This is a genomic window from Desulfovibrio sp. Huiquan2017, assembly GCF_017351175.1.
In the GTDB taxonomy this organism is placed as follows: Bacteria; Desulfobacterota; Desulfovibrionia; order Desulfovibrionales; family Desulfovibrionaceae; genus Pseudodesulfovibrio.
Map to the genome: position 1 here is coordinate 37550 of NZ_JAFMPN010000017.1, position 26224 is coordinate 63773.

Annotated in this window: 19 protein-coding genes; 9 read left to right on the forward strand and 10 right to left on the reverse strand. The window is 63.8% G+C overall.

The window, feature by feature from the left end:
* Nucleotides 1–82: 82 nt before the first annotated feature.
* From J0909_RS14900 to J0909_RS14910, 3 genes are all read right to left on the reverse strand, one after another.
* On the reverse strand, nucleotides 83–1354 hold the full coding sequence (locus tag J0909_RS14900; RefSeq protein WP_207264041.1) for a glycosyltransferase: 1272 nt from the start codon (nucleotides 1352–1354) through the stop codon (nucleotides 83–85).
* Nucleotides 1354–2517 (reverse strand): glycosyltransferase family protein, encoded by a 1164-nt coding sequence (locus J0909_RS14905; protein WP_207264043.1) that lies wholly within the window; start codon nucleotides 2515–2517, stop codon nucleotides 1354–1356. The genes J0909_RS14900 and J0909_RS14905 overlap by 1 nt, the downstream gene beginning before the upstream one ends.
* A 122-nt stretch (nucleotides 2518–2639) precedes the next feature.
* Nucleotides 2640–3752, reverse strand: coding sequence for a radical SAM protein (locus J0909_RS14910; protein ID WP_207264045.1), 1113 nt, complete (start codon nucleotides 3750–3752; stop codon nucleotides 2640–2642).
* Nucleotides 3753–3866: 114 nt separating this feature from the next.
* Here J0909_RS14910 and J0909_RS14915 point away from each other — a divergent pair, with 114 nt between their 5' ends.
* The 5 genes from J0909_RS14915 (at nucleotide 3867) to selD (ending at nucleotide 8365) form a co-directional block, all read left to right on the forward strand.
* Complete coding sequence (locus J0909_RS14915; RefSeq protein WP_207264047.1) at nucleotides 3867–4631, forward strand: polysaccharide deacetylase family protein; 765 nt, start codon at nucleotides 3867–3869, stop codon at nucleotides 4629–4631.
* A 116-nt stretch (nucleotides 4632–4747) separates the two neighbouring features.
* On the forward strand, nucleotides 4748–5605 hold the full coding sequence (locus J0909_RS14920; protein WP_207264048.1) for a GNAT family N-acetyltransferase: 858 nt from the start codon (nucleotides 4748–4750) through the stop codon (nucleotides 5603–5605).
* 43 nt (nucleotides 5606–5648) lie between these two features.
* Nucleotides 5649–6227 (forward strand): WbuC family cupin fold metalloprotein, encoded by a 579-nt coding sequence (locus J0909_RS14925; protein WP_207264050.1) that lies wholly within the window; start codon nucleotides 5649–5651, stop codon nucleotides 6225–6227.
* Between the two features lie 72 nt (nucleotides 6228–6299).
* Entirely contained in the window at nucleotides 6300–7211 is a 912-nt protein-coding gene (locus J0909_RS14930; protein ID WP_207264051.1) for a DMT family transporter, read from the forward strand.
* A 104-nt stretch (nucleotides 7212–7315) separates the two neighbouring features.
* Entirely contained in the window at nucleotides 7316–8365 is a 1050-nt protein-coding gene (gene selD, locus J0909_RS14935) for a selenide, water dikinase SelD (protein WP_207264052.1), read from the forward strand.
* Here selD and J0909_RS14940 read toward each other — a convergent pair.
* The 3 genes from J0909_RS14940 to J0909_RS14950 form a co-directional block, all read right to left on the reverse strand.
* On the reverse strand, nucleotides 8362–11436 hold the full coding sequence (locus J0909_RS14940) for a PAS domain S-box protein (protein ID WP_207264053.1): 3075 nt from the start codon (nucleotides 11434–11436) through the stop codon (nucleotides 8362–8364). The genes selD and J0909_RS14940 overlap by 4 nt on opposite strands.
* Before the next feature lie 188 nt (nucleotides 11437–11624).
* Nucleotides 11625–12200, reverse strand: coding sequence for a dienelactone hydrolase (locus J0909_RS14945; RefSeq protein WP_207264054.1), 576 nt, complete (start codon nucleotides 12198–12200; stop codon nucleotides 11625–11627).
* 137 nt (nucleotides 12201–12337) lie between these two features.
* Nucleotides 12338–12976: a peroxiredoxin gene (locus tag J0909_RS14950; protein ID WP_207264055.1), complete on the reverse strand. Its 639-nt coding sequence runs from the start codon at nucleotides 12974–12976 to the stop codon at nucleotides 12338–12340.
* 214 nt (nucleotides 12977–13190) lie between these two features.
* On the opposite strand from J0909_RS14950, the gene J0909_RS14955 reads away from it, so the two are divergent.
* Nucleotides 13191–16097: an insulinase family protein gene (locus J0909_RS14955; protein WP_207264056.1), complete on the forward strand. Its 2907-nt coding sequence runs from the start codon at nucleotides 13191–13193 to the stop codon at nucleotides 16095–16097.
* A 402-nt stretch (nucleotides 16098–16499) separates the two neighbouring features.
* On the opposite strand, the gene J0909_RS14960 is transcribed toward J0909_RS14955, so the two are convergent.
* Together J0909_RS14960 and J0909_RS14965 are read right to left on the reverse strand one after the other, a co-directional pair.
* Complete coding sequence (locus tag J0909_RS14960; RefSeq protein ID WP_207264058.1) at nucleotides 16500–19010, reverse strand: multiheme c-type cytochrome; 2511 nt, start codon at nucleotides 19008–19010, stop codon at nucleotides 16500–16502.
* Nucleotides 19011–19013: 3 nt separating this feature from the next.
* Complete coding sequence (locus J0909_RS14965) at nucleotides 19014–20057, reverse strand: hypothetical protein (protein WP_207264060.1); 1044 nt, start codon at nucleotides 20055–20057, stop codon at nucleotides 19014–19016.
* A 187-nt stretch (nucleotides 20058–20244) separates the two neighbouring features.
* Between J0909_RS14965 and J0909_RS14970 the strand changes: the two genes are divergently transcribed.
* Together J0909_RS14970 and J0909_RS14975 are read left to right on the forward strand one after the other, a co-directional pair.
* Nucleotides 20245–22440 (forward strand): methyl-accepting chemotaxis protein, encoded by a 2196-nt coding sequence (locus J0909_RS14970; protein ID WP_207264062.1) that lies wholly within the window; start codon nucleotides 20245–20247, stop codon nucleotides 22438–22440.
* Nucleotides 22441–22535: 95 nt separating this feature from the next.
* Nucleotides 22536–23306 (forward strand): type III pantothenate kinase, encoded by a 771-nt coding sequence (locus tag J0909_RS14975; RefSeq protein ID WP_207264064.1) that lies wholly within the window; start codon nucleotides 22536–22538, stop codon nucleotides 23304–23306.
* Between the two features lie 330 nt (nucleotides 23307–23636).
* Here J0909_RS14975 and rfaE2 read toward each other — a convergent pair whose 3' ends face one another.
* Complete coding sequence (gene rfaE2 / locus J0909_RS14980) at nucleotides 23637–24119, reverse strand: D-glycero-beta-D-manno-heptose 1-phosphate adenylyltransferase (protein ID WP_207264066.1); 483 nt, start codon at nucleotides 24117–24119, stop codon at nucleotides 23637–23639.
* 1 nt (nucleotide 24120) lies between these two features.
* A complete protein-coding gene (locus J0909_RS14985; RefSeq protein WP_207264069.1) occupies nucleotides 24121–24927 on the reverse strand; it encodes a YkgJ family cysteine cluster protein in 807 nt (268 codons plus the stop codon).
* A 304-nt stretch (nucleotides 24928–25231) separates the two neighbouring features.
* Here J0909_RS14985 and J0909_RS14990 point away from each other — a divergent pair, with 304 nt between their 5' ends.
* Complete coding sequence (locus tag J0909_RS14990; RefSeq protein WP_207264071.1) at nucleotides 25232–26218, forward strand: glycosyltransferase family protein; 987 nt, start codon at nucleotides 25232–25234, stop codon at nucleotides 26216–26218.
* Nucleotides 26219–26224 lie beyond the last annotated feature (6 nt).

Below are 26224 nucleotides of genomic sequence, written 5' to 3' on the forward strand. Positions count from 1 at the left end.
GAGTCCAGAGAACCTTTTCAAAAGGTTCTCTGGCGGGTCCGGGGCAGCGCCCCGGCCGCCGGAGGCGTTCCCTGTCCGTCGGCTACTCGCCGCAGGGCACGCCGTGGGATTTGTAGATTTCGCCCAATTCTCGGATGAGTTTCTTGTTGTTGAAGACTTGGTGCGCCCGTTCCACGGCGGCGGGGATGAGGGTGCGCCGCAGGGCGTCGTCGGTCACGGCGCGGTGGATGATCTCGGCCAGCCCTTCGGGGTCGTTGGACGGGCAGAGCAGCCCGGTCCGTTCGTGGGTGACGAGTTCGGGCACGCCGGAGACATCGGTGGCCGCCACGGGCACGCCGGTGGCCATGGCTTCGGCGACCACGTTGGGGATGCCGTCGCGGTCCCCGTCCTTGGCCTCGCGGCAGCCCAGGGTGAAGCAGTCGGTGTCGCCCAGGAGCTTGATGACCTCGTCGTGGGTGATGGTCCCGGTCAGGGTGGTCACGTCGTCCAGGCCGAGGGAGTGGACGAGGTGTTTGATTTTGCGGTTGAATTTGGCCTTACCCTCGCCGACCAGGGTGTAGCGGAAGTCGAGCCCCCGGGCACGCAACCGGGCCAGGGCTTCGAGCACGGTGTCGAGGCCCTTTTTTTCTACGAACCGGGCCACGGTGAGGATGTGATAGGGCGGCTTCGCTTCGGGCGGGCGGCCGTTGGGGGAGAAAAGGTCGAGATTGATGCCGTGGTAGACGCAGTGGATGGGTTTGCCGTCCGCCACGTGTTCGCGGAGGTATTTTTCGTTGTAGCGGGTACAGGTGACCACGAACTTGGCGCGTTGGACCTTGTCCGCGATGCGGCGCGGGTCCTGGGTGTAGATGTCTTTGGCGTGGGCGGTGAAGGAAAAGGGGACGCCGGCCAGGAAGGCTGCGTACATGGTCACTGTCGTCGGGGTATGGGCGAAGTGCCCGTGCAGATGGCCGAGGTCCACGCCGTCGTCGAGCATGGATTTCTGCACGATGTAGCCCGCCTGGAGCATGTGCTTGACCCAGGTGTGCTTCTTGGGAGCCAGGCGGAAGCGCTTTTTCATGATCTTGAGGCAATCCAGGTAGCGGCCGGGCATGCGCAGGAAGAGGCGGGCGTTGTGGTAGAGCAGCCGGGGCAGCCCCCAGATCATGGACTCGGGCAGGTAGGTGACCCGGGCCTTGATCCGCTTGATGGACTCATGGGAGAAATTCTCGCGCGGGGCGCGCATGGAATAGATGTGGATCTTGAAGCCCATCTCTTCGAGCAGACGGATCTCGTTGGAGATGAAAGTCTCGGAAATGCGCGGATATCCCTTGAGCACCATGCCCAGGGTTTTTTGTTTGGACGGGGCGGACATCAGCAGTTTTCGCGGAAGAATTGGAGACGTTCGCGCATGACGTCGAGCCCGGTCATGGCGAAAGTGTCCAGGGCCGTAGTGTAGGGCGAGGGATCGTCGAGCAGGGCGTTGATCTTTTCGCGCATGGTTTCGGGCGAGATCTCGTCCCAAGGGATGTACTCGCACAATCCCCGTTCCTTGAAGACCCTGGCGCGGATGAGCTGTTCCTGGCGCGGGTTGTCGCGCGGGATGATCAGGGAGGGCTTTTTCAGGGAGAGTATTTCGCACATGGTGTTGTAGCCGCCCATGGAGACCACGAGGTCGGATTTGGCCATGCGTTTTTCCATGTTGCGCACGAAGGGCTTGATCTGGACCTTGAGGGCGCGGGCACGGTCGGCCAGTTCGTCGAGGCGTTCCAGCGAGAGGAACGGACCGGTGATCATCAGGGTCTTGAAATCCACGGTGCCGTTGGTCTCGAGCATCTTGAGATAGGTGTCGAGGACCACGTAGCCGTCGCCGCCGCCGCCGATGGTGACGATGACCTGCTTGTGCTTGCGCTTGGTCTTGCGGGTGCGCGGGATGAAGCGCGGAATGTAGCCGGTGAACACGGTCTTGGCCGCGATGTCGTCCGGGAAGGCGTATTCGGTAATGGGGTCGTACATGGTCTTGGAGCCGTAGACCCAGATTTCGGAGTAGAGGTCGCGCAGGACCTCGGGAAATTTCTTGCGTTTCCAGTCGTTGCGGGTGGACTCCGCGTCGTCGAGGATGTCGCGTAGCCCCAGGACCACGCGGGAGCAGGGCAGGTGTTTGCGCATCCACTTGAGGGTCGGCAGGACCTCGCTCTTGAGGCCGGTGGGCACTTTGTCCACGATGAGCAGGTCGGGCTTGAAGCTCTTGGCCGTGGCGGAGATGATCTGGGTGCGGATGGAAATGGCGATTTTGGGATCGACTTTGATGGAGTGCGGCACATAGACCACGTTGGTCTTCTTGATCATGCCGGGGATGCGCACGAAGTCGATGCCTCGCGGCATGGTGTACCGGCCGACGATGGGTGAGCCGGTGACGATGAGGATGTTGACCTCCGGCCCCACCAGGTTCCTGGCGATGGCCATCGTGCGGCGAATGTGTCCCAGACCATAGGTGTCGTGGGAATACATCAGGATGTTGTACGCTTTCGATTCCATCAAGTTTCCGCGTGTCACAAAAAGAGCCGGACAGTCCATCTACTCCGGCTCGTGCTTACAATATAGGCTTGTGGGGGTTCTGTCCAGAACCGGCGGGGGACAATGTGGAATTTATCCGCGCATTACCGGGGAACGGCGTCGCCGTTGACATCCAGGCAGATGCCGGGATCGAAATCCGGGGCGCCGGTCCGGGCGCCGTCGAGGTTTGCGGCATAGAGTTCGTTGTCCGGCCGCGTCGCCAGGGCGCGCTCGAAACGGCGTACGGCTTCATCCGCATCGCCGCGCCGCCAGGCCAGCACGCCGAGATTGTTCTCACCGCAGGGGTGTCCGGGCGAAGCGGCCATGGCTCGTTCGAAGGCCGAGAGTGAGGCCCCGTTTTCAGCCACCACCGCGAACTGGACGCCCTCCACCAGGGCGGCCTGGGCGTCGGTCAGCCGCACGTGGTCCAGCCCTCGGCAGGGGCAGCGGCTCTTGGTGCAGGGGGGGTGTCCCTCGTACAGGCGGACCTCTTGCATGACGTTGCCGAGCACGGTCTTGTCGCCGGGACAGCGGAAGATCGTGCCGTCGGGCTCCATGCGCAGCAGGGTGCGGCCCGCGGAGCAGGGCAGTCCCTTGAAGTTGAAAGCCACCTTCCGGCCCTGTTCCGGGTGGTCGGCGAAGATCGCCCGTGCGCGGTCGCCATAGGCCTCGGGATAACGCCGTCCTTCGAATTCACCCCGGAAAGGCCGCGGGGTGATGGTGATGCCGTGCCCGGCGAAGAAGGCCACGTCGTCGTGGAAGCGCGCCTCCAGCGTGGGGTGGACCACGTAGTTGACGATGATCTCGAATCCCTTGTCCATGAGCAGGCGGGCGTTGGCGATGAAGGCGTCCACGCCTTTGACCCGTTCGCGTTCCTCGATGTGCAGCGCCACGTAGAGATTATGGACCCGGGCCGGATCAATGCGTTCGGCGAACTCGCGGATCTTCGAGGATGCGGACAGGTTGGTGTCGATGCCGATGACGTGGCTCTCGGTCAGGGTTGCGCAGATATCGACGATGCCCGGATAGATGAACGGTTCGCCGCCGGTCAGGCCGACTTTCCAGGTCTCGCCCGTGCTGTCGAGGAAGGCCTTGATGCGGGTCGCCTCCAGGGTCTCGGTCACGGCGCTGTTGTCGTGGGGAAAGTAGCAGTATTCACAACGGAAATTACATTTCCGCGTCATATTCCAGATCAGGATGTTGCCGGGGACGTTCATGCTGGTGTGGCCTCCGTGCATGGTCCTGCCACATTGTCCATGAAAATGCCAGTGGCGGCAGTGGCTTTTATTGCCAAGCTTTGTTACTATCTGCGTCCCATGACTGCTCACGCCATGAATAATTTACTGCGCGAACTGGACGCCTGGAAGGACGCGGACGCCACCGCCGAATTCTGGTGGCGCGACGACGACGCGGCCGAACCGGCCGTGGAACTCGACCGGCTCATTCGGTTGAGCGACGGCTTTGTCGTGCCGTGCGGCCTGGCCACGGTCCCGGCCAAGGCGGGCGAACCGCTGCGCAAAACCTTGTCCCACGCCCACCACGTCTGGGTGCTCCAGCACGGCTACGCCCACAAGAACCACGCTCCGTCGGGCGCCGGGGCCTGGGAATTGGGCAATCACCGACCCAAGTCCGTGGTCCTGGACGAACTCCGGCAGGGCATGGGCAAGCTGGTCCAGTTGTTCAAGGGCCGGTTCGTGCCCGTCCTGGTGCCGCCGTGGAACCGCATCGACCCGGAGCTTCTGGCCTATCTTCCGGTCATGGGCTACCGGGGATTGTCCGGCAGCTACAAGAAGCACCGTCCCGCACCGCCCGCCGACCTGCGCGTGGCCGACGCCCACTGCGACGTGCTCTACTGGAAGGACAAACCCCATGTGCGTTTCGCCGGTACGGAAAAGTGCCTGAACCTGCTCACGGATCACCTGCGCGACAAGCGCACGGGCGAGGCCCGCGCCGATGAGCCCACCTGCCTGCTGACCCACCATCTGGCCATGGACGCCGAGGCCTGGGCCTTCGTGGAGGCGCTTTTCGCGGCGACCACGGCCCATCCTGCGGCGGTATGGGTTTCCCCGGCCTCTATCTGGCCCGCCAAGGGCTGATTCCCGGCCGAAAAATACCCGTTTCGAACAGTTGACACCTGTCAGGTAGGTTTCTGCTTGCACACAACCGACGAACGATCTACCGTCCCTTTCGAACCATTTCCCAGAGGATTGCCATGACCGCCACACTGCGCCGAATGAAGCCTGCGGACATCGAGGCCGTCTGTTCGCTTCTGCACGAGAATATGAATCCGAATTTCACCGCGAAGCGTTGGAAGGCGCTGTTCGCCCCGAATTGGTGCGGATCCGACCACGACATGGGCATCGTGGCCGAGGCCGACGGCCGCATCGTGGGCGTGCACGGCCATGTTTGTTCGTACCGGGTCATCGACGGCCACCGCGAGCGATTCCGGAATTTTTCCTCCTGGTATATCCTCAAGGAATACCGCAAGCACGGACTCGGTTCGGCCATGGTCGAGATGGCCATCGACGATCCCGAAATCACCTGCACGGTCTTTTCCTTGTCCCCCAAGCGTATCGACTTCTTCAAGACGCTCGGCATGAGCGTGCTCGAAGAGGAACGGCTGCTGTGGCGCCGCACCGGCAAGAAGTACGACAATCTCGAACTGGTCTCGGACCCGGTCAAAATCCGGCAATGGTGCGACCAGGGCGACATCCGCGTCTTCGACGACCACCACGACCTGCCGGTCATTCCGGTCCTGGTCATGACCCGCTGCACCCAGTGTCTGCTCTTTCTGTCCCGGGCCGTCAAACACGGCGGCACGGTCTACTACGACGTGCTCTACCGTTCCAATCCGGCACTGTTCACCGCCCGCGTCCAGGACATCGCCGAGGCCCTGTTGCCGGACGAGGATTGCGTGCTGGCCGCGGACCGGCGGTTCACGGATCACGACGCCGGGGGAGAGGTGGAGGTCATCAAGTCGCCGCGGTTCTTCAAGTCCGCGCGGGTCGAGCCCCGGGACATCGACCTGGCCTACTCCGAAATATCCCTGCTTGGGCTCAAGCTGGATTAGGCCCCCCTTGCCCAAAGTCCCCTGGCAGGATAGGGAGCAAGGCATGAGCGAAGAAAAAACTCCTTTCACGGCCTTGGAAGCGCCTGCGGGTGACGTCACTTCCCTGACCCTCAGCCTGGTGGGCAAGTTGCTTGCCCAGTCCCGGCAGAGCCCGCGCAAACGCATGCTCCAGAAGCTGCACAAAACGCATGAGGCCACGGCGCACCGCATGTTCAACGCCATGCAGCCCGGCACCTACATCACGCCCCACAGGCACCTTGATCCGCCCAAGGACGAGACCCTTCTGGTCATGGCCGGGGCCATGCTTTTCATCCGTTTCACGGACGAGGGCGAAATCGCCGAGCAGCTTCTCCTCCAACCCGGTACCGAGACCTTCGGGGTGGACGTGGCCCCGCACGTCTACCACACCTACGTGCCGCTCAAGCAGGACACCCTGGTCTTCGAGTGCAAGACCGGGCCGTATGACCGGGAGTCGGACAAGGACATCCCGGATTGGGCCCCGCGCGAGGGCTCGCCCGAAGCCGAGGCGTACCTTCTCGAACTGCTCAAGACCCTGGCCGCCAAGGCCACTGCCGAGGCCGAGGCCGTCAAGGCCGCACGCGGCGACGAGCCCGACCAATAGGCGCAAAGCGGCCTTGCCGCCCGGCGGCGAATACAGTACACGGGATAAGTTTTTCCCTAAGGAGACCAGCCCGTGAACACCCGCACTCTTCGCGCCGACGTCTTGCTTTTCCTCACCGCCGCCATCTGGGGCCTGGCCTTCGTGGCTCAGCGCGTGGGCATGGAGCACGTCGGTCCCCTGACCTTCAACGGCATCCGTTTCGCCCTTGGGGCGCTGGCTTTGGTCCCGCTTACCCTGGTTCTGGAGAAACGGCGGGCGTCCGGCCTCATCGGCGTGGACCGCAGGCGCACGATCGTCGGCGGCGGACTGCTTGGCCTGGCCTTGTTCATCGGGGCTTCCCTGCAGCAGATCGGCCTGGCCGGTCCGCAATTGGCCGGGTTTGGCCTGGAGGCGTCCACCGCCGGGAAGGCCGGGTTCATCACCGGACTGTACGTGGTCCTGGTGCCCCTCTTCGGCCTGTTCCTGGCCCAGCGCCCGGGCTGGGGAACCTGGGTCGGCGCGGCCCTGGCCGTGACCGGCATGTACCTGCTCTCCGTGACCTCGGGCCTGGCCATCTCCTTCGGCGACCTGCTGGTGTTCATCGGCGCATTCTTCTGGGCGGGCCACGTTCTGCTCGTGGGCAAACTTTCGCCCGGCCTGGACGCGGTGGACGCCGTCAAGTTGTCCGCCATCCAGTTTGCGGTCTGCGCGGTCCTTTCGCTCGTCGGTGCGGCCGCCACCGAGGAGGCCACCCTGGCCGGCATCGCCGGAGCGGGTCCGGCCATCCTCTACGGCGGCCTCATGTCCGTGGGCGTGGCCTACACCCTCCAGATCATCGCCCAGCGCGACGCCCAGCCCGCCCACGCGGCCATCATCCTCAGCCTGGAGTCGGTCTTCGCCGCCATCGGCGGGTGGCTCATGCTCGGCGAGGTCCTGACCGCCCGGGGCCTGACGGGGTGCGCCCTGATGCTGGCGGGCATGCTGCTCAGTCAGTTGAAGCCGTAACCCCCCCCCGGTCCTTTCAGGGGCGCTTCACGCGGAAAAGACTGCCGTCCCGTGGCCCTTTCCCTTCCTTCCCGGCTCTGGTAGGAGATTCTCAAGGAGAAGCCATGGAAAAGTTGAAACTGGTCCAGATGGTCAAAGCCGCGGGCTGAGCGGCTAAGATCACTCCAGGGGACCTGGAGATCGCACTTTCGGGCCTGGGGGTCCGACCTGATGACCGCGTGCTCGCCGGAGGTCCCGGCGATAACGAGGACGCCGCTATTTTGTCTTTTCCTCCGGGTAAGGCTCTGGTCCAGACCGTGGATTTCTTCACCCCCGTGGTCAACGATCCCTACAAGTTCGGGCGTATAGCCGCGGCCAACGCCCTGTCCGACGTCTATGCCATGGGCGGCGAGCCGTGGGCGGCCATGAACATCGTCTGTTTCCCGGCGGACAAGCTGCCCATGTCGGTGCTGGCCGAGGTGCTGCGCGGCGGCAAGGATACCGTGGAGGAGGCGGGCGCGGTGCCCAGCGGCGGGCACAGCGTGGACGATCCGGAGATCAAGTACGGCCTGGCCGTATCCGGGGCCGTGGACCCGGACCGCTTCGCCTCGAACCGGGGCGTCCGGCCCGGCGACGTACTGATCCTGACCAAGCCCATCGGCACGGGCGTGCTGGCCACGGCGGTCAAGGGCGAGATGCCCGGCTGCGATGCCATGGAGGACCTGCTTTTCGAGACCTGCGGCAGATTGAACAAAACCGGCGGCGCAATCATCCGCGAACTCGGCCTGACCGGGGCCACGGACATTACGGGCTTCGGCCTGGGCGGGCACATGATCGAGCTGGCCGAGGCCAGCCGCGTGGTGCTGGAGCTGCGCATGCGCGACGTGCCGCTCCTGCCCGGCGCCCTGGACATGGCCTCCATGGGACTTTTGCCCGCCGGATCCATCTGCAATCGCCGCCACTACCTGCCCAGGGTCAAGGTCGCCTCCGGGCTCGATCCCGTGCATTTCGACATGATGTTCGACGCCCAGACCTCGGGCGGCCTGCTCCTGGCCGTACCGCCGAAGCTCGTGGACCGGGCCGTGGCCATGCTCGAAGCTGCCGGGGAACCCGCCGCCTTGGTGGGCCGGGCGCTGTCCGCCGGTCCGGGGGACCCGCCCCTGGCCATCGTTTAAGATCGGAGTTCGTCGAGGACCCGCTCGATTTCCTGCTGCAGGGTGTCGATCTCGAACGGCTTGGATACGTACCCGTTCATACCCGCCTTGATGAAACGGTCGCGATCGCCCTGCATGGCGTGGGCGGTCAGGGCGATGACCGGGATACCCAGCTTCAGGTCGTTGCGCAGGACCTTGGTGGTGGCCACGCCGTCCAGGCCGGGCATCTGGATGTCCGACAGGAAGAGGTCGAAGGACCGTTCCCGCAATACCCGCAGGGCCTCCTCGCCGCTGCTCACGCACTCGGCCCGGTGGCCGAGCTTTTCCAGAATGCGCTGGATGACCACTCGGTTGACCCGCTCGTCTTCGGCCACCAGGATGGACAGGCCGCCGTTTCCCGAAGCCGCCGCCGGAACGAGGCCCGGGCAGTCCGGCGGTTCGGCGGTTCGGGCGTTGATGGTGAAGAAGATGCTGGTTCCTTCCCCTTCCTCGGTGTCCACGCTGATGGAACCGCCCATGAGCGCGACCAGCCGCCGGACGATGCCCAACCCCAGGCCGGTGCCCTGGTATTTGCGGGTGGAGGAGCCGTCCACCTGGGTGAAGGGGTCGAAGATGCTGTCCACCTTGTCCCGGGGAATGCCGATGCCCGTGTCCGTGACTTGGAAGAGCAGGCGGACCGAACCGTCCTCGGCCACGGGGGAGAGCGGATAGGCGCGGACTTCGATGGAGCCGGTCTCGGTGAATTTGACCGCGTTGCCCACCAGGTTGAACAGAATCTGCCGCAGCCGCCCTTTGTCGGCCACGAAATGCCGGGGCAGGGACGCGTCGATCTTCCACGTCATGGCCACGCCGTGCTCCTTCGCCGGATGGCGGAAGGTGGCGACCACCTGGTCCAGGACCTCGCCCAGTTCGAAGGGGATCGCCTCCAGCTCCAGCTTGCCCGATTCCACCTTGGACAGGTCCAGGATGTCGTTGAGCACCTGAAGCAGGCTTCGTCCCGAATTCAGGGCCGTCTCCAGATAATCCCGCTGGATGGGCGCCAACTCGCTCATCTGCATGAGCTGGAGCATGCCGAGCAGTCCGTTGAGGGGAGTGCGGATTTCGTGGCTCATGTTGGCCAGGAATTCGTTTTTGGCCAGGCTGGCCGCCTCGGCCTTGGTCATGGCCTGCTCCAACTCGGCCGCCAAGGTCTTGAGTTCGGTGATGTCCGCGGCCATGTGCATGTGCACCAGGCGTCCCTCCAGCCAGCGGATGGCCCGGTCGTGATTGAGATGCCAGCGCCCGAATTTCTCATTGTAGCGCTCCGAGACCAGGGTGCCCACGGGTTCGCCGTCCTCGCCCACCAGGCTGGACTTGGAACAGCCCTGGCTGGTCGCGTCCTCCTCCGCCGCGCCGTAATGGTCGCGCATGCTGGCGTTCATGAATAGAATTTCGTTGGTCTCAAGGTCGCTCACGTAAATTTCCGCGCTGATTCCGTCCAGGATGTTCACCAGCCTTTCGTGGGCTTGCTTGACTTCGGTGATGTCCGCGATCATGGCGAACGCCCCGAGCAGTCTGCCGTCCTCGGCCATGAGCGGGGTGGAGGAGACCATACCCCAAATCTCGGATCCGTCTCGGCGCACGAAACGGCATTCGTACCGTTCGCGCAGGCCGACCTTGCGTTCCTTCATGCGCCGCAGGTTGTCCTCCCGGTCGGCCGGGGCCACGAAGTCGAACAGGCTTCTGCCGATGATCCGCTCCACCCGGCAGCCGAAGAAGTCGGCTACGATCTTGTTGGCGTAGGTGATGACCTGGTTGGCGTCCAGGCCGAGGATACCTTCGTTGGCCGTCTCCACGATGAGCCGGTATTGTTCCTGGGTTTTCTTGCGCGCTTCCTCGGCGAAGCGGGCCTCGGTCACGTCCCGGCCGTACACGGCGATGGCCGTGGTTTTCTCGCCGTCCAGCACCGGATAGATGACCCCGTTGAGAATCTTCCCGGACCAGACCGTCTGTTCGGTCTGGGGAACGCCCGCTTCCATTGCCCGGCGGAAGGTGTCGCGGACCGTGGCGTGCATGTTTTCCGGCACGAAATCGAAGACGTTCCGCCCGATGGCCTCTTCGCTGGGCCGCCCCAGGAAACGGGCCATGTTCCGGTTCATGGCCAGGACCGTGCCATCCACTTTGAACAGCCCCACCGCATCCTCGGTGGCGTTGATCATGGCCTGGAGGAAATGTTCGCTGGTGCGCAGCCGCTCCTCGATGAGCTTGCGTTCCGAGATGTCCCGCGTGGTCCCGATGAAGCCCACGGGATTGCCGTCCCCGTCCAGCAGGCGTCGAGCCATGGATTCGCCCCAGACCAGGGAGCCGTCCTTTTTCCGGAGCTGCATTTCCAGCCGGATGCAGGGGGCGGAGTCGCCGTTGGCCTTCGCCTCGGCGCTGCGTTTTTTCCACGCGTCCCAGTTCGCGGCCAGGGATTCCGGGGGGATGCCCTCCTTGAAACGCATGCCGAGCATTTCCTCGGGCTTGAACCCCCGGAAGCGCTCCACGGACGGGCTGACGTAGGTGTAGCGGTGGTTGTTGTCCATGGTCCAGATGACGTCGGTCGCGTTCTCGGCCAGGAACCGGTATTTTTCCAAGTTGTCGCGGGCCCGATTCTCGGCGGAACGCCGGTCGGTGATGTCGCGGAAGATGCCCCACAGGGACACTGGGTCACCCGACTTGTCGTGCTGAAGTCGGCAACTGACCTGGATCAGCAATTCCCGGCCGTCGGCGGTGAGCAGGCCCTTTTCCTTTTCGTGGGAGGACTTGCCGGATTCAATCAGGAGGCGGATGGACTCGCGCTCGCTTTCGCGTTCGCGCTCGGGCGTGAAATCGAGCACGCTTTTGCCGATCACGTCCTTCCGGGCATGGCCGACCATGTCGCAGAAGGTCGTGTTGGCCTCAAGGATGATCCCCGTGATGTCGGCCTTGACCACGCCGTCGCCCAAGGCCTCGCATAATTCCTTGAAACAGGCGGGATCAATGAAGGATTCACCCCAACCTGGCTGGGGCGATTGATCGGGCGCCTCTTCGGCTTGTGCGTTGACGCTAGGCTCGTTTATAAATTTTTTCATATGGCGATACCTGACTTTTACTGGATCCCACAGGTTTTTTCCACTTAAAACACTATAGCGGTTTTACCTCGGGTAGCACCCGGAGTCGACGGCAAGCAGGCTGGCGGCGTCGCGTCCCGCGTGGCCGTGCCCAGCCTCCGGCCGACCGGCTGTTGTATGGTCGCGCCGGTCCATCGCGTGGCGGCGAATCAAGCGGGGTTTTTCCCCAGCGTCCGGGCCAGGCGCAAGAGCCATGCGGTCCAGCGGCGGCATTCGGGGGCGTCGTGGTTCGCGGACAGAGGGTTCATGAAGCCGTGGCCCGCACGGGCCTGGCGGCAGGTGACCAGGGGGAGGGCCGCGAGATCGGCGGCCAGGGCGGCCACGTCGAAGCGGGGTTCGAAGGCGGGAAAGATCAGGTCCACGGGCGCGCGCGGAATCAGGCCGGTCATGGTCCGGATGGCCGAGCCGTAGAAGCAGCAGGCGTGGAGTATGGGGATGTTTTCGGCGCAGGCGGCCCAGGCGGCTGCGGCTCCGGCGCTGAAGCCCGCCAGCAGGACCGGATCGGCACCCTTTGCCGCCAGCTCGGTCACCCGGTGGGCGTAGGGGGCAAGGCCGCCTTGTTTCCGGTAGGCGACATAGGCCGTGCCCTCGTCGGGGAAGCGCGGGTCGCGGCCGTCGTAGGGATCGGCCACGGTCACCCGGCGGGCGTGGGGGCGCAGTTGGGCCGCGAGTTCGTCCACATGCGGGGTGCGCCCCCAGATTTCGGTGGCCAGAATGATGTCCACGAGGGCTCCTTTGCGGTTGCGGGAACAGCGTACATAGGCCGTGCGGCTCGGGCCCGCAACAAAAACGGCGCCCCCGCCGGACAATCCGGCGGGGGCGGGGTATGCAACAGGTCAGCGAGAGTGTGAGATCGCTGCCGCTAGTCGATGGGGTTGAGGGCTTCGTAGACCTTGCCGACCATCCCGTCGTTGGGGGTCAGAGTCTTTTCGCCGGGGGTCCACTTGGCCGGGCAGACCTCGGCCGGGTGCTCGATGAGGTAGGTGTTGGCCTCCACCTTGCGGACCAGTTCGTCGGCGTTGCGGCCCACGTTGTAGAAGTTGATCTCGGAGGAGACAAGCACGCCTTCGGGGTTGATGACGAAGGTGCCGCGCAGGGCCAGGCCGGTGTCGTAGTCCCAGACGTCGAAGAATCGGGAGACCTCGCCGGTCGGGTCGGAACCCATCTTGAAGCGGACGTTTTCCAGCAGCCGCTCGGAGGTCTTCCAGGCCATGTGCGAGTACTTGGTGTCCGTGGACACGGAGATGACTTCGGCTCCGAGCTTTTGCAGATCCTCGTAGCGGGTGGCCAGGTCGGCCAGCTCGGTGGGGCAGACAAAGGTGAAGTCGGCCGGGTAGAAGAACAGGATGGCCCATTTGCCTTCCTTGCGCAGCGCGCCCAGGTTCACGTCAACGAAGCCGCCCTCGGTGGGGTCGAAGGCTTCCAGGGTAAATTCGGGTACGGGCTGGCCCACTTTGGCGAAATCAGGCATGGTGTCGTTGGTATCGAATTCTTCGCTCATATTAATTCCCCTTTCTTTTGGAGATGTTGAAATTTTTATAGGAATGATTACCGTTTTCAAGACACTAAGGGCGAGCGGGCCCGTCGTCAAGTGTTTTTTGCTGTTTTCTCCACTTTGCCCAGCGGGGCGTGGTGGTGTATATACGATGTTTCCCGCCGGGCGGCCCGCGCGTTGCCCGGCTTTCGCCACGATACAAATATAAAAGAGAGCGTTTATGACTTTCGGCTTTACCAAGATACGGGAAATGGAAATCGCGGAGCTGGCCAGCACCGCCGTGGTCTACCGCCACGACAAGACCGGGGCGCGCCTGCTGTCCATGATCAACGACGACGAAAACAAGGTCTTCGGCATATCTTTCCGCACTCCGCCCGAGGATTCCACGGGCGTGGCCCACATCCTGGAGCACTCGGTGCTCTGCGGCTCGGACAAGTACCCTGTGAAGGAGCCGTTCGTGGAACTGCTCAAGGGATCGCTTCAGACATTTCTCAACGCCCTGACCTTTCCGGACAAGACCTGCTATCCCGTGGCTTCGGCCAACGTGCAGGATTTCTACAATCTCATCGACGTCTACCTCGACGCGGTTTTTCATCCCCGGCTGACCGAAAACACCCTCAGGCAGGAAGGCTGGCACTACGAGATGGAAGCGCCCGACCGCGACATGACCTACCGGGGCGTGGTCTTCAACGAGATGAAGGGCGTATACTCCTCGCCCGATTCCCTGCTCTTCGAGCTGTCGCAGCATTCGCTGTTCCCGGAGACCACCTACGGCTTGGATTCGGGCGGTGATCCGGCGGTCATCCCGGACCTTACCTTCGACAAGTTCATGGCCTTTCACCGCGACCATTACCATCCGTCCAACGGCTACGCCTTCTTCTACGGCGACGACGACCCGGAAAAGCGGCTGGAGATCCTGGACAAGGTCTTCTCGCAATACGAGCCCATCGACGTGGAGCGGACCCGCGTGCCGCTGCAACCGCGCTTCGACGAGGCCAAGACCCTGCGCAGGGGCTACCCGGCCTCGGACCGGCTGGCCAAGGGCATGTTCACGGTCAACTGGCTGCTGGCCGAGACCGCCGACGCCAATCTGAACCTGGCCCTGCACATCCTGGAGCACATCCTCATCGGGCTGCCCGGCTCGCCGCTGAAAAAGGCGCTGACCGACTCCGGCCTGGGTGACGATCTGGCGGGCGTGGGCCTGGAAGCCGACATGCGGCAGATGTTCTTTTCCGTGGGGCTCAAGGGCATGCACCCGGCCAACGCCGTCAAGGCGGAATCGGTCATCTTCCACACCATCAAGGACTTGGTCGAGAACGGCATCGACGCCCGGGACATCGAAGCGGCGGTCAATTCCGTGGAGTTTTCCCTGCGCGAAAACAACACCGGTTCCTACCCGCGCGGGCTGTCCCTCATGTTCCAGGCCCTGTCCACCTGGCTCTACGACGACGAGAACGAGGGCGATCCCCTGGCCCTGCTGCCCTTTGAGCAGCCCCTCAAGAATATCAAGAATTGGCTCGAAAACGGCGACAAAATCTTCGAGGAACTGCTGGCCCGGCTCTTCCTGCACAATCCGCACAGGACGACCGTGCTCCTGGAACCGGACCACAAGCTGGCCCGCACCCAGGCCAAGGCCGAATCCGACCGGCTGAAGGCGGCCAAGGAGGCCATGACCCCGGAACGAATTCAGGCGGTCATCGACGAGGCGGCCGAGCTCAAGCGCCTTCAGGCCGCGCCCGACGCGCCCGAGGCCCTCAGGTCCATCCCGCGCCTGTCCGTGGCCGACCTGCCCGCCGAGAACCGGCCCATCCCCAGCGAACTGCGTACGCTCAAGGGGAGGGAGCTGCTCTTCCATGACCTGCCCACCAATGGCATCGCCTATCTGGACTTTGGCTTCGATCTGTCGGTCATTCCGGACGAACTGCTGCCCTACGCCGGGATCTTCGGCCGCGCTCTGACCGAGTCCGGCACCGCCAAGCGCGACTTCGTCGATCTGTCTCAGCGTATCGCCCGGACCTCGGGCGGCATCTGGGCCCAGCCCTTCGCCTCGCCCGTGCGCGATTCCGGGGACGCGGCGGCCCGGCTTTTCCTGCGCACCAAGGCCACGGGCGACAAGATCGCGCCCACCCTGGAGATCGTCACCGAAATCCTGACCTCGGCCAAGCTCGACAACAAGGAGCGCATCTCGCGCATCGTGGCCGAGGCCCGGGCCCGGGCCGAACAGCGCCTGGTCCCGTCCGGCCACATGATCGTGGCCACGCGTCTGCGCGCCCGGACCCATGCGGCCCACGCCATGGACGAAGCCATGACCGGCCTGACCAATCTGTTCTTCCTGCGCGATCTGGAACGGCGCATCGAGGACGATTTCCGCAAGGTGGCGAAGGACCTGGAGCGGTTCCGCAAACTTTTGCTCAACCGCGGCACCCTGATCCTCAACGCCACCATGGACGCCGGCCTCTTCGCCCGGGCGGAATCCGAGCTTGGTGCGGTCGTCGAGGCCCTGCCCGGGGGCGACCCGGTTGCGGCCCCGCGCGTCATCCCGGCCTTGCCCGACCGCGAGGGGCTGGCCATCCCGGCCCAGGTCAATTACGTGGGCAAGGGATGCGGCCTGACCGAACACGGCATCGTCCTTACCGGCGCGGCCCAGGTGGTCAACAAGCTCGTCCGCACCGGCTATCTTTGGGAAAAGGTCCGCGTCCAGGGCGGGGCCTACGGCGCGTTCTGCATCATGGACCGCCTGGCCGGAGCCCTGGCCTTCGTCTCCTACCGCGATCCCAACGTGGCCGAGACCGTCAAGGCCTTCGACGGCCTGGCCGACTATCTTGAAACCGTGCGCGTCGACGGGGACGAACTGGAAAAATCCATCATCGGGGCCATCGGCGAGATCGACGCCTATCAACTGCCCGACGCCAAAGGCTTCACCGCCTTGGGCCGTTATCTGACCAACCAGGACGAAGGCTACCTGCAAGCCGTGCGCGAGCAGGCCCTGGCGGCCTCGGAGCAGGACTTCCGCGAACTGGCCCAGGCCGTGCGCGTGGTCGCCGAGAACGGTCATGTCTGCGTGCTCGGCGATTCCCTGGCCATGGAAAACAGCGGCCTGGACCTGGCCATTCAGCAGGTCTTGTAGAGAAGAATGTCTTGGGCGGCCGGGGAAGGGAGGGAAACCCCTTTGAAACGGGGTGTTCCCTCCCTTCCCCCGGGCCCCCATTCCCAAAAAGTTGGGAACTATCCCCTTAACTCCCAGGGAAAAACCAGGCGCTGAAAGCCGCTTCGCGGCGAAAATCAAAATGATTTCGCCTCCGGCGGGCAAGGACTCGCGCCCTTGCATCCCGTTTTTGCGCCTTCGGCGCGATTTTTCCCCCACCACATGGCTTTTCGCCTGCAAAAAGGGCGTTAACTATATAAATCCCAAAAGGTTGGGGCAATCAAGCTGTGCCTCGTCTGCCGGAGGCATCCCATTCCGCCATGACAACCGCAAAAAAGGGCGCACCGTCACACGATGCGCCCTGTCGTTCGAGGTGGTCGGGCCTTATTCCAGGCCCATGCCCGGGTGGTGGGCCGGATAGTCCATGGCCTCCTTGTGGCAGACCGTGCAGTTGCCGCCCGCGCCCAGGGGCTGCGCCTCGTCCATGTATTGCAGGGGCAACACGTTGTCGCGCGGCGTGGCCGGGTAGATGGCGTGGGGCGAGCCGTGGCATGCGCCGCAGTGCATGGCGTCCATCTCGTCGCGCCGGGCGGCGAACAGGGAGTCCGCGTCCTTGGTCCAGACGTTGAAGGCCGAATCCGTCTCGGGGGGGGCGAAGTCCTTGTGGCAGGTCAGGCAGTCGGGCTCGTTGACCCATGGCCTACGTGGTTTGACGGCCTGCTTGTTGGACATGGTCCTGGGGGTTATCCGGGCCAGGATGCGGCCCGCGCCGGGCACGTTCCGGTCCATTTCCGCCTTGAGCAGGGAGATGGCCAGGTCTTCGATCATGCCGTGGCAGTCGGTGCAGGTGAAGCCCACGGCTTCGTGCTGTCCGCGCAGGGTCGATTGCGGATGGCACTTGAGGCAGGAGCTTTCGGCCCCGCGTCCGGCCATGTAGATGGCGTGCACGCCGTGGATGGCGGCGGACAGGTTGGGCTTGTCGGCGTTGCCCTCGGCGTTCTGGATGGGGTCGTCGTGGCAGGTGATGCATTCGACCACGCCCTTGGTCTCGGCCAGGTGGGTGGAGTTCATGCGGTCGTGGGTGGCCAGGATGTTCTCCACCGTGGCCGAGGTCACGCCCGAGCCGTCCCGCTTCCATTCGCCGCTGTGACAGTTGAAGCAGCCCATCTGGTCCGAGGTGGGCGCGGCGAGCCGGGCCGTGGCCAGGACCGCGCCGGAGGCGTCCCGGGCGGTCAGGGTAACGATGGGCAGGGGGTTGTATTCACCGTCCTTGGCATAGGGCGGGATGGCTACTTTGGCCTCGAAGCGGCCCGCGTCCGCGTTGGGTTCGAGGCTGCCGGTCAGGGTCTTGTCGTCCTGGTCGGGCTCGATGGCGTAGTCGATGGTCACATCGTCCATAACCCGCTCGGGCGAGGGATCGCGGCGCACGAGCTGGGCGCGGATGACGTTGGACGGCGGCAGCAGGGTCCATTTGTCGTTTTGGGAGAAGAAGCCCATGCCGCGCGAACACCAGGCCACCAGGGTGTATTCCGAGGTCTCGGGGTCGAAGGGCGCGGACGCGGGTTCGGCCTGTTCCGGGACCGGCGCGGCCTCCGCCGGGGCGTAGCCGTTCAGATCCTCGGCGACGTACCGGGCCAGGGCCATGCGTTCCTCGGAGGTGCCGATGAACGGGGGCATGTATTTGTTCAGTTTGCCCATGCCGGTCAGGAAGGCGTCCATGCCGTTCACATCGTACTGGACGGTGCGTTTGGTGATCTCGTTCATGGGGCCGTGTATCGAATGGCAGGCCGAGCATTCGAGCTGGAAGAGGAACGCGCCTGCGATCTTGACGTTGGCGTCGGTGATGCCCTGGGCCAGTTCGGGCGGGGCCCACTTGGCCGAGGCGATGGCCCCCTTCTGGTTGATGACCGGCACATGGGCCTTGAGGATGGAGGAGGAATAGACCGTATCCCAGATGAGGTACGGCTTGCGGCCCGCCTCGCGGATGAATTCGAAGGAGCCGAACAGCCCCTGACCGACCAGCAGGACCACCAGGGCCATGGTGAAGGACAGGGATTTGGGGGTCTTCAGGGCCAGGAGCAGGCCACCGATGAGGGTGGCCGTGCCGAAGATCCAGAAGTACTGCATGAAGTGGGCGACGCGGTTGGACTTGTAGACGATCATTTCGTACTGCTCGGGCGGCATGGCGGCCACGTACCACCAACCGGACAGGAACACGGCCAGTACGCCGAGCACGGTCCAGGCCGAGCAGACCCGGACGGTGCGCAGCCGGGTGGCCTCGTCCGGGATACGCGTGGCCGTGACGAAGCCGAACAGGCCCGCGCATACGGCCGAGAAAAAGGTGCGGAAGACCAGGGACGGCCAGAAGGACGGGTTGAAGAAGCCGTGCCAGAAGTCCTTGGTCTCCAGCCACTGGCCCGGAGTGAGCATGAAGCCGATGATCCCGTTGATCAGGAAGAGCGACAGCCAGCCGAACAGGAAGTAGAGCCAGCCCACGATCATGTGGTCGCGGCGGTCCATCTCGTTCCAGGCATAATAGTAGATGATCAGGGCCAGGATTTCGCCCAGGAAGCAGACCCATTCGGCCGCCCATCCGAAGACGAACTGGTGGATGAGGGTGATGGTCGCCTCGGGCGCGAGCAGGGCCACGGTCAGCCAGATGGCCACGCCGGACACGCCGCCGAAGGCCATGGTCAGGAGCAGGAAGAAGCGGGTGTGCTTCCTGGCGTACTCAAGCAGGTGGATGTTGTTCGATTTGTAGGCCGCCCGTTCGGTCAGGACCAGGAACAGGCCGCCGCCCACGGCGAAGTGGGCCACGTAGACGTGCAGGGTGGCGATGACGGCGATCCAGAATCCGCCGCCGAGAGTGGTCAGGTGCCAGATGGGATATTCCATGATCTACGCCCTCCCCTGCCGCGATTTGAAATAGAGTTTGAGCATGTAGGCCATGAGTCCTCCGCCCGCGACCACGAAGCCGAGGAAGAGATAGAAAGAGCCGTATTGGTTGGTCACCGGCACGGATTCAATTTTGAACCAAGGTGCCAGGTACAGGGTTCGCACCCAGTGCCGGGCGCAGGCCATGAAGAATACGGTGATGACCGCCCAGACGGCCGTCCGTCGAGGGTCGCCGTGGAATCCCCGGTAGAGCATGACGCCCGCCGACAAAAGCGCGGCGGCGAGGGTCAGGCTGGCTGGCAGGTTTTTGCCCATGAAAGCCAGCAATACGCGGTCGGGCAGGGCCACGAGGAACCAGACGCCCACGGCCAGATTGACCACGGTCGCCCGAAAGAACCACGTCATGCCGGTCTCCACGAATCCGTCATTGCCCTGGTGCCGTCCGAGCAGGGCCACGAACAGGCCGCCCACGGCCAGGGCCCCGACCATCATGTGCAGGAACCGGGGGTACAGGGCCGGGTCGCGCCAGTTGAGGAATCCCGCGTAGCCGTCGAAATAAGAATGCCAGCCGCCGGGCTCGAGCATGAGGGTCATGTTGTTGGAGAACATGAACCCCACATAGACGATGCCGAGCACGGACGAGCCGAACAGGGCGAGCCGCATGCCCGCGCCCATGGTCTCGAATTTGAACTTGTACAGGTAGAAGCCGTAGTATGAATAAAGGAGCACGAAGACCACGGCCAGCCACCAGCCGCCCATGAGCACGGAGCTGACGTAGTCGAAATTGCCGTAGTTGACCTGAAGGAAGAGCAGCGGGGCGACACCCAGGTTGATGGTCAGGGCGAGCAGGGGGGGCAGCTTCATGCCCACTTCGCGGATGAGCCCGCTGCGGCCGCGCACCGCCTGGACCAGGCCGATGGCCGCGGACCCGAGCATGGCGTTCATGAACAACACATGAGCCGCAAAGGTGACGATGAGCAGAACATCGAACCAGGCCCAATGAATGGGTATGGGTTCGGCCATGGGAATCAGGGAAGCGGGATTCACGGCGACACTCCTTATGGCAATGCTGATACAATATAGACCCTATAGGCGATTTCCCGGATAGGCACAACCAAGCCTCGCATTTTGCGTCGGTGCGCGGTATTGATTTTCTCTCTGATTATAATTGATTGCAACCTTGTGCTTGTTACCTTTTTTTTGAACTCAACTATCGAAGCAGAGGGGGAATTTCATGAAGATAGGACCCAAGCTGACCCTTCTCGGCACCGCCTTGGTAGGCACCACGGCAGCCGGAATCCTCGCCATTCTTTTGTGGCAGAGCTCCAAAGTTTCCGAAACCCTGACAACCCATTTCGACCTTCAGGCCCAGGCCGAGATGACTCTGGCCGTGGGCGACGCCCGCAACCTGCTTGATACCCAACACGCCACTCTGGGAAAACAGCTCGAAAGCGACATGCGCGTAGTCTTGGATATGGAGCGGCGCGGCGGCGGGCTGGACCTGTTGCCCGAGACCGTGGAATGGCAGGCGATCAACCAGATCAGCAAGGCCTCTTCCTCCGTGACCCTGCCCCGGATGGCTCTGGGGGCCACCTGGCTCGGCCGGAACAGCGATCCGAACACGCCCACTCCCCTGGTGGACGAGATCATGAAGCTGACAGGGACCACCTGCACGGTCTTCCAGACCATGAACGAGAACGGCGACCTGTTGCGCGTGGCCACCAATATTCTCAAGACCGACGGCAAACGGGCCGTGGGCACCTTCATCCCCGGCTCTTCGCCCGTGGCCCGGACCGTCAAATCCGGCGAGACCTACCGGGGCACGGCCTTCGTGGTCAACGCCTGGTATCTGACCCAGTACCGGCCCATCAGGGATGCGTCCGGCAAGATCATCGGCTGCCTGTACGTGGGCATCCTCCAGGAGGGCGTGGAGCAGTTGCGCCAGGCCTTCAAGAACGTGCGGCTTGGCCGCACGGGCTTTTTGACCGTGTTCGGCGGCTCCGGTTCGTCCGAGGGTGTGATCAAGATGCACAGGGACGACAAGGCCGAGGGCGGCAACATCCTGACCGAGACCGACGCTTCGGGCGGGCCCGTGTACAAGAATCTTGCGGCCAAGGCCAAGGAAGCGGGCGGTGAGGTGGTCACCATCGAGACCGAGCTGGCCTCGCCCCAGGGGCCCCGCCCGACCATCCTCAGCGCCGTATACTTCAAGCCCTGGGATTGGGTTATCCTCGGCACCGGCTATCTCGATGAATTCATGGAGGGCGAGCGGGCCACCTCGCGCGCGCTCGACGCCACCAATTGGTGGACCGTGGGCATCGGCGGAGTCATGCTCCTGCTGGGCATGTTCGCCTTTATCGTCTTTGCCCGCAAACTGAGCGGGACCATCGGCGCGACCGTAACGGTCATGGGCGCCATCAACCAGGGCGACCTGGACGTGCCCCGGCTTCCCGCGCGTACGGGCCGCATGCGCGACGAGATGGACGAGCTCGGCGAAGCGGTCAACGCCATGGGCGAAAAGTTGCGTGAGGTGGTCTCCCAGGTCCAGGCGGCGGCCCAGTCCGTGACCCTGGGCAGCGGCGAACTGACCGGTACCTCCCAGGCCCTGGCCGAAGGCGCGGCCAACCAGGCCAGCGCCGTGGAGGAGGTCTCCGCCTCCATGGAAGAGATGACCTCCAACATCGAACAGAACACGGACCACGCCCGGGAAACCGAGGAGATCGCCCGCCAGGCCGCGAGCGACGCCGAAGAGGGCGGCCAGTCCGTGAACCAGACCATGGAGGCCATGCGGCAGATCGCGGACAAGATCGCCATCATCGAGGAGATCGCGCGCCAGACCAACCTCCTTGCCCTCAATGCGGCCATCGAGGCCGCCCGGGCGGGTGAACACGGCAAGGGCTTTGCCGTGGTCGCCGCCGAGGTGCGCAAGCTGGCCGAGCGCAGCGGCGTGGCCGCGGCCGAGATCAGCGAACTGTCCGCCCATTCCGTGAGCATCGCCGAACAGGCCGGAGCCATGCTCGACAAGATGGTCCCGGACATCACCCGTACCGCCGAGCTCATTCGCGAGATATCCCAGAGTTCCGACGAGCAGAACGCGGGAGCCACCCAGATCAAGGACGCGGTCCTCGAATTGGATCGTGTGGTCCAGCAGAACGCCGCCGAGTCCGAACACGTGGCCGCCGCTTCCCAGACCCTGTCCTCATATGCCCTGCAACTGCAACGGATTATCGGCTACTTCCGCCTGGCAGCCGCGTCCGCCGTTGCGCCCCGGGCCGAGGTCTCGGTCAAGCGGCCCAAGGCCAAACCCCTGTCCGCGCATTCTGCTCCGTCCGATGCGCCCAAGGCCGTTCCCCCGGCTTCCCCTTCCGCGCCTCAAGACGCGGGCGGGATGGATCTGGACATGGACGGCGACGAGTTCGAGAAATTCTAACGGCCCTTCCGGCCCGAGGCCCGCGTCCTCCCTCCTAGGCGCGGGCCTTGTTTTTTGCCCAAAAAAGGTTAGAACCTCCCCGAAAGGAGATATCTATGGGTAAGACGCTGCTGTTCGACGCGGGCAACACCAACACCAAACTCTGCCTGGCCGACGACCAGGGACTCAACGAGAGTTACACCCTTCCCACCCGCCCGGCCAACACCGACGACGACTGGGGCCTCAAGATCGAATCCATCCTTCTGCGCGAAGGCGTGGACCCCACGGACATCGAGGCATGCGTCATCTCCTCCGTGGTCCCCCCGCTGGACCCGCTCATCCGCAGCATGGCCGCCCGGTTCCTGGAATGTGACTGCCTGTTCGCGGGCCGCGACCTCCCCCTGGACATAGACAACGAATACGTCCATCCCGAACAGGTGGGCGCGGACGTGCTTGTGGGCTGCTATTCCGCGCGCATGACCTACGACGAGAAAAACATCATCGTCGTGGATTTCGGCACGGCCACCACCTGCGCCTGCATCCAGGGCAACGCCTTCAAGGGCGGCCTCATCTGCCCGGGGCTGCTTTCCTCGGCTTCGGTTCTGGCTTCGGGCACCGCCAAGCTCCCCAAGGTCGATCTCACGGTCAAAAGCAGCACCCTTCACTGGGGACAAAGTACGGCGGAGTGCCTTAATCAAGGGTTTGTTTTCGGCTTCGCGTCCATGATCGACGGCCTGGTCGAAAAACTCTCCGCACAGATCGAGGACCCCTTCGTGGTCGCCACCGGCGGCCTCGCCCCGACCATCGCCCAGCTCTCCGGGACCATCAGGGAATTGCGCCCGGACCTCGTCATGGAAGGGCTGTGGATGGCCTATTACAACAGATAGCCGGGTTCCTCCGGCGGCAGGGGCGCTGTCCTGAATGGGTTGCGCCGGTTGCCCCACGTTGTTCAGCGGCGTTTCAAGCCCGAGGGAACCGGACTTCTTTTCTTAAAAGAGTAAGACTCGCCATGTGAGACAAAAAAAACGGCGTGCTCCCTTTCGCAGGGAAGCACGCCGTTTTTTCTGTCTGAAATCATCCGCAGACACGGCGGAAGGCGTTTCCGGTAGAGCCTCCCGTCGTCGCACGCCCCTCGCGGAGCGACCCAAGAAGTTTTGGAGATTCTTAAGAACCTTTTTCAAAAGGTTCTTAAGCCGCCGGAGGCATTCGTCCGTCCGCTAGCTCCGTACTTTTTCCAGGAAGGCCGTGGTGGAATAGCCTTCGAGCAGGGGCAGGCTGAGGACCCGTCCGCCCGCCTTGGCGACGACGTCGTTGCCGACGATCTGGTCCACGGGCCAGTCGCCTCCTTTGACGAGGATTTGCGGGCGGCAGGCCTTGATGAGTTCAAGCGGGGTGGATTCGTGAAAGATGACGATGAAATCCACGCAGGCGAGTCCCGCGAGGACGAAGGCGCGCTCCTCGGCGGTGTTGAGGGGCCGGTCGTCGCCTTTGCCGAGCATCTTGACCGACTCGTCGGAGTTCAGCCCGAGGATGAGCGCGTCGCCCAGGGCACGGGCGCGTTGCAGCAGATCCACATGCCCGGGGTGGAGGACGTCGAAGCAGCCGTTGGTGAAGACGAGCCGGTGTCCGGGCGCGAAGTCCGCCTTCCGTTTGAGGAAGGTGCGGATGGACATCAACTTGGGATTGTCGGGCAGGGCCATGTTACATTCCTTCGGGCCGGACGCCTTTGCGGCGCAGGGGCACGTTTTTGGGTTTGAGTTTGGCGGTGTCCTGGAAGAGCACGAGTTCGAACCAGTCCATGGCGAAGGACAGGGCCACGTTTTCGTTGGTCAGGATGGCTTGCTGCCGTTTTTCGTCCACCTCGACGCGTTCGAAGAGCCGCATCTTCTGGATGAACTCCTGAAACTCGTCGATCTTGTAGAAGGCGAGAATGGCCATCTGGCTGAGCTTGTCGGAGATGGGCCGGCCGAGCTGGCGGGTGCGCGAGAGGATGTTCATGTATCGGTCGTTGAAGGCGGTGTAGTCCTTGAAGCCCTGATCTTCCTTCCAGGCCTCGCCGGTCCATTCGTCCTTTTCGAGAAAGCCTTTGCAGTGGTCTTCCTTGACGATGAAAAACTGTTCGAGCACGCCACCCTTGCCGTCGGGGCGGGTGGCTCGGCCGAGCGGATACATGCGGCACGCGCCGGGCCGGTCGGCGTAGATACGGCATCCCTCGTGGGAGACGAAGGCGCAGGAACGCCGGGCGTCGTCGAGCATCTTGAACTTGAACACCGGGAAGTTGGTGTCCGGCGTGTGGAAGCTCTGGGTGTGAACGCGCAGAAAGTCGAGAGAGGACATGCCCAGGGCGGCGCGCATGCGCAGGATGTCGTAGGGGGTCAGAACCATGTCCAGGTCCGAGCAGCAGGCGTTGAAGCACTCGATGCCGGGGTAGCATTTGAAACAGTATGTCTTGCCCGCTTCCAGTTCCGGAAGCGAATCCAGAAATTCCTTGGTCTCGTCTTCTTGCATGGTGTTTCTCCGGGGTATTCTTCCCTTTTTGCCCGCTGGTGGGCGGCGAGCGTGAGTCCTCCTATCACTTGAGGGGGGGAAAGGCAAAGGCTGGCGCGGCACCGGGGTTCGGCGGCCGTCACGCGATTGTCGCCCGGCCGTGATGGAAACGACGGGCGCGCTAGCGGAGAGTGGGGTAGAAAATCTTCAGCCAGCACGGAATTGAAATTCCTTCCTCCACTGCGGGGCGGGCCTTCCCCATGTCCGCCCGCCCCGCAGCCTCTCCTTGCCAAACATGACGGTTTGTGGTTCACAGGAAACAACCATGAAAACTTACATCTTCCTGCCGCCGGTCTCCAAGCCGACCGGGGGCGTCACCGTGCTTCGACAGTTGGCCGATATCCTGCATCAATCCGGGCGCGAGGCCTTTTTGGTGGCCCGGGAAAAGGGCGGATGGCGGCCCGAAGGGCTGGCCGACGCCGCTCCGGTGCTGGAGTGGCAGAAGCTGAAGCTGACCGAATCGGACGTCTGGGTGGTTCCCGAGGGGTGGATCAACGCTCTGGCCCCGGGGCTGTATGCCAATGCCCACTGCTTCAGCTATGTCCAGAATTGGGCCTATCTTTTCTCCTCCATGCCCGAGGGCGTGAACTGGCACAGTCTGCCCGTGGAATTTTTGGCCGTGTCCGATCCGGTTTCGCAATTCATCAAGGAAACCACCTGCAAGGACGCCCCGATCCTGCGCCCGGGCATCGACCGGACCATCTATTGCGCGCCCGAGTCAAAGCCGGGCGGGCGGGTGAACGTGGCCTTCATGCCGCGCAAGAACAAGGCCCTGGTGGAGCAAATCAGGGCCATTCACGAGCATCGTTGCGGGGCGCATCAGGTCAACTGGATGCCCATTGACGGCCTGGACGCCCACGGCGTGGCCGAGGCCCTGCGCGCGGCGCATATCTTTCTGGCCACGGGTTTTCCCGAAGGCTGTCCCCTGCCGCCGCTGGAGGCCATGGCCTGCGGCTGCCTGCCCGTGGGGTTCGCTGGATTCGGCGGCTGGGACTACATGCGCCAGTTGCAGGCCAAGCCGCACTACAAGCCGTGGATTCCCCTGCGCAAGGTCCCGTGGAAGGGCAACGGGCTGTGGTGCGCGGACAGCGACGTGCTCGACGCGGCTCTCGGCCTGGGCGAGGCCGTGCGCCTGTTCCAGGACAAGGACCCGGCCTTGATGGCCGCCCTGACTGCGGGCCAGAAGACCGCCAACGCCTATTCCCTCGAAGCGCAGAAAGCGGCCGTCCTCGGCCTGTGGGAACAACTGTGAGAACGC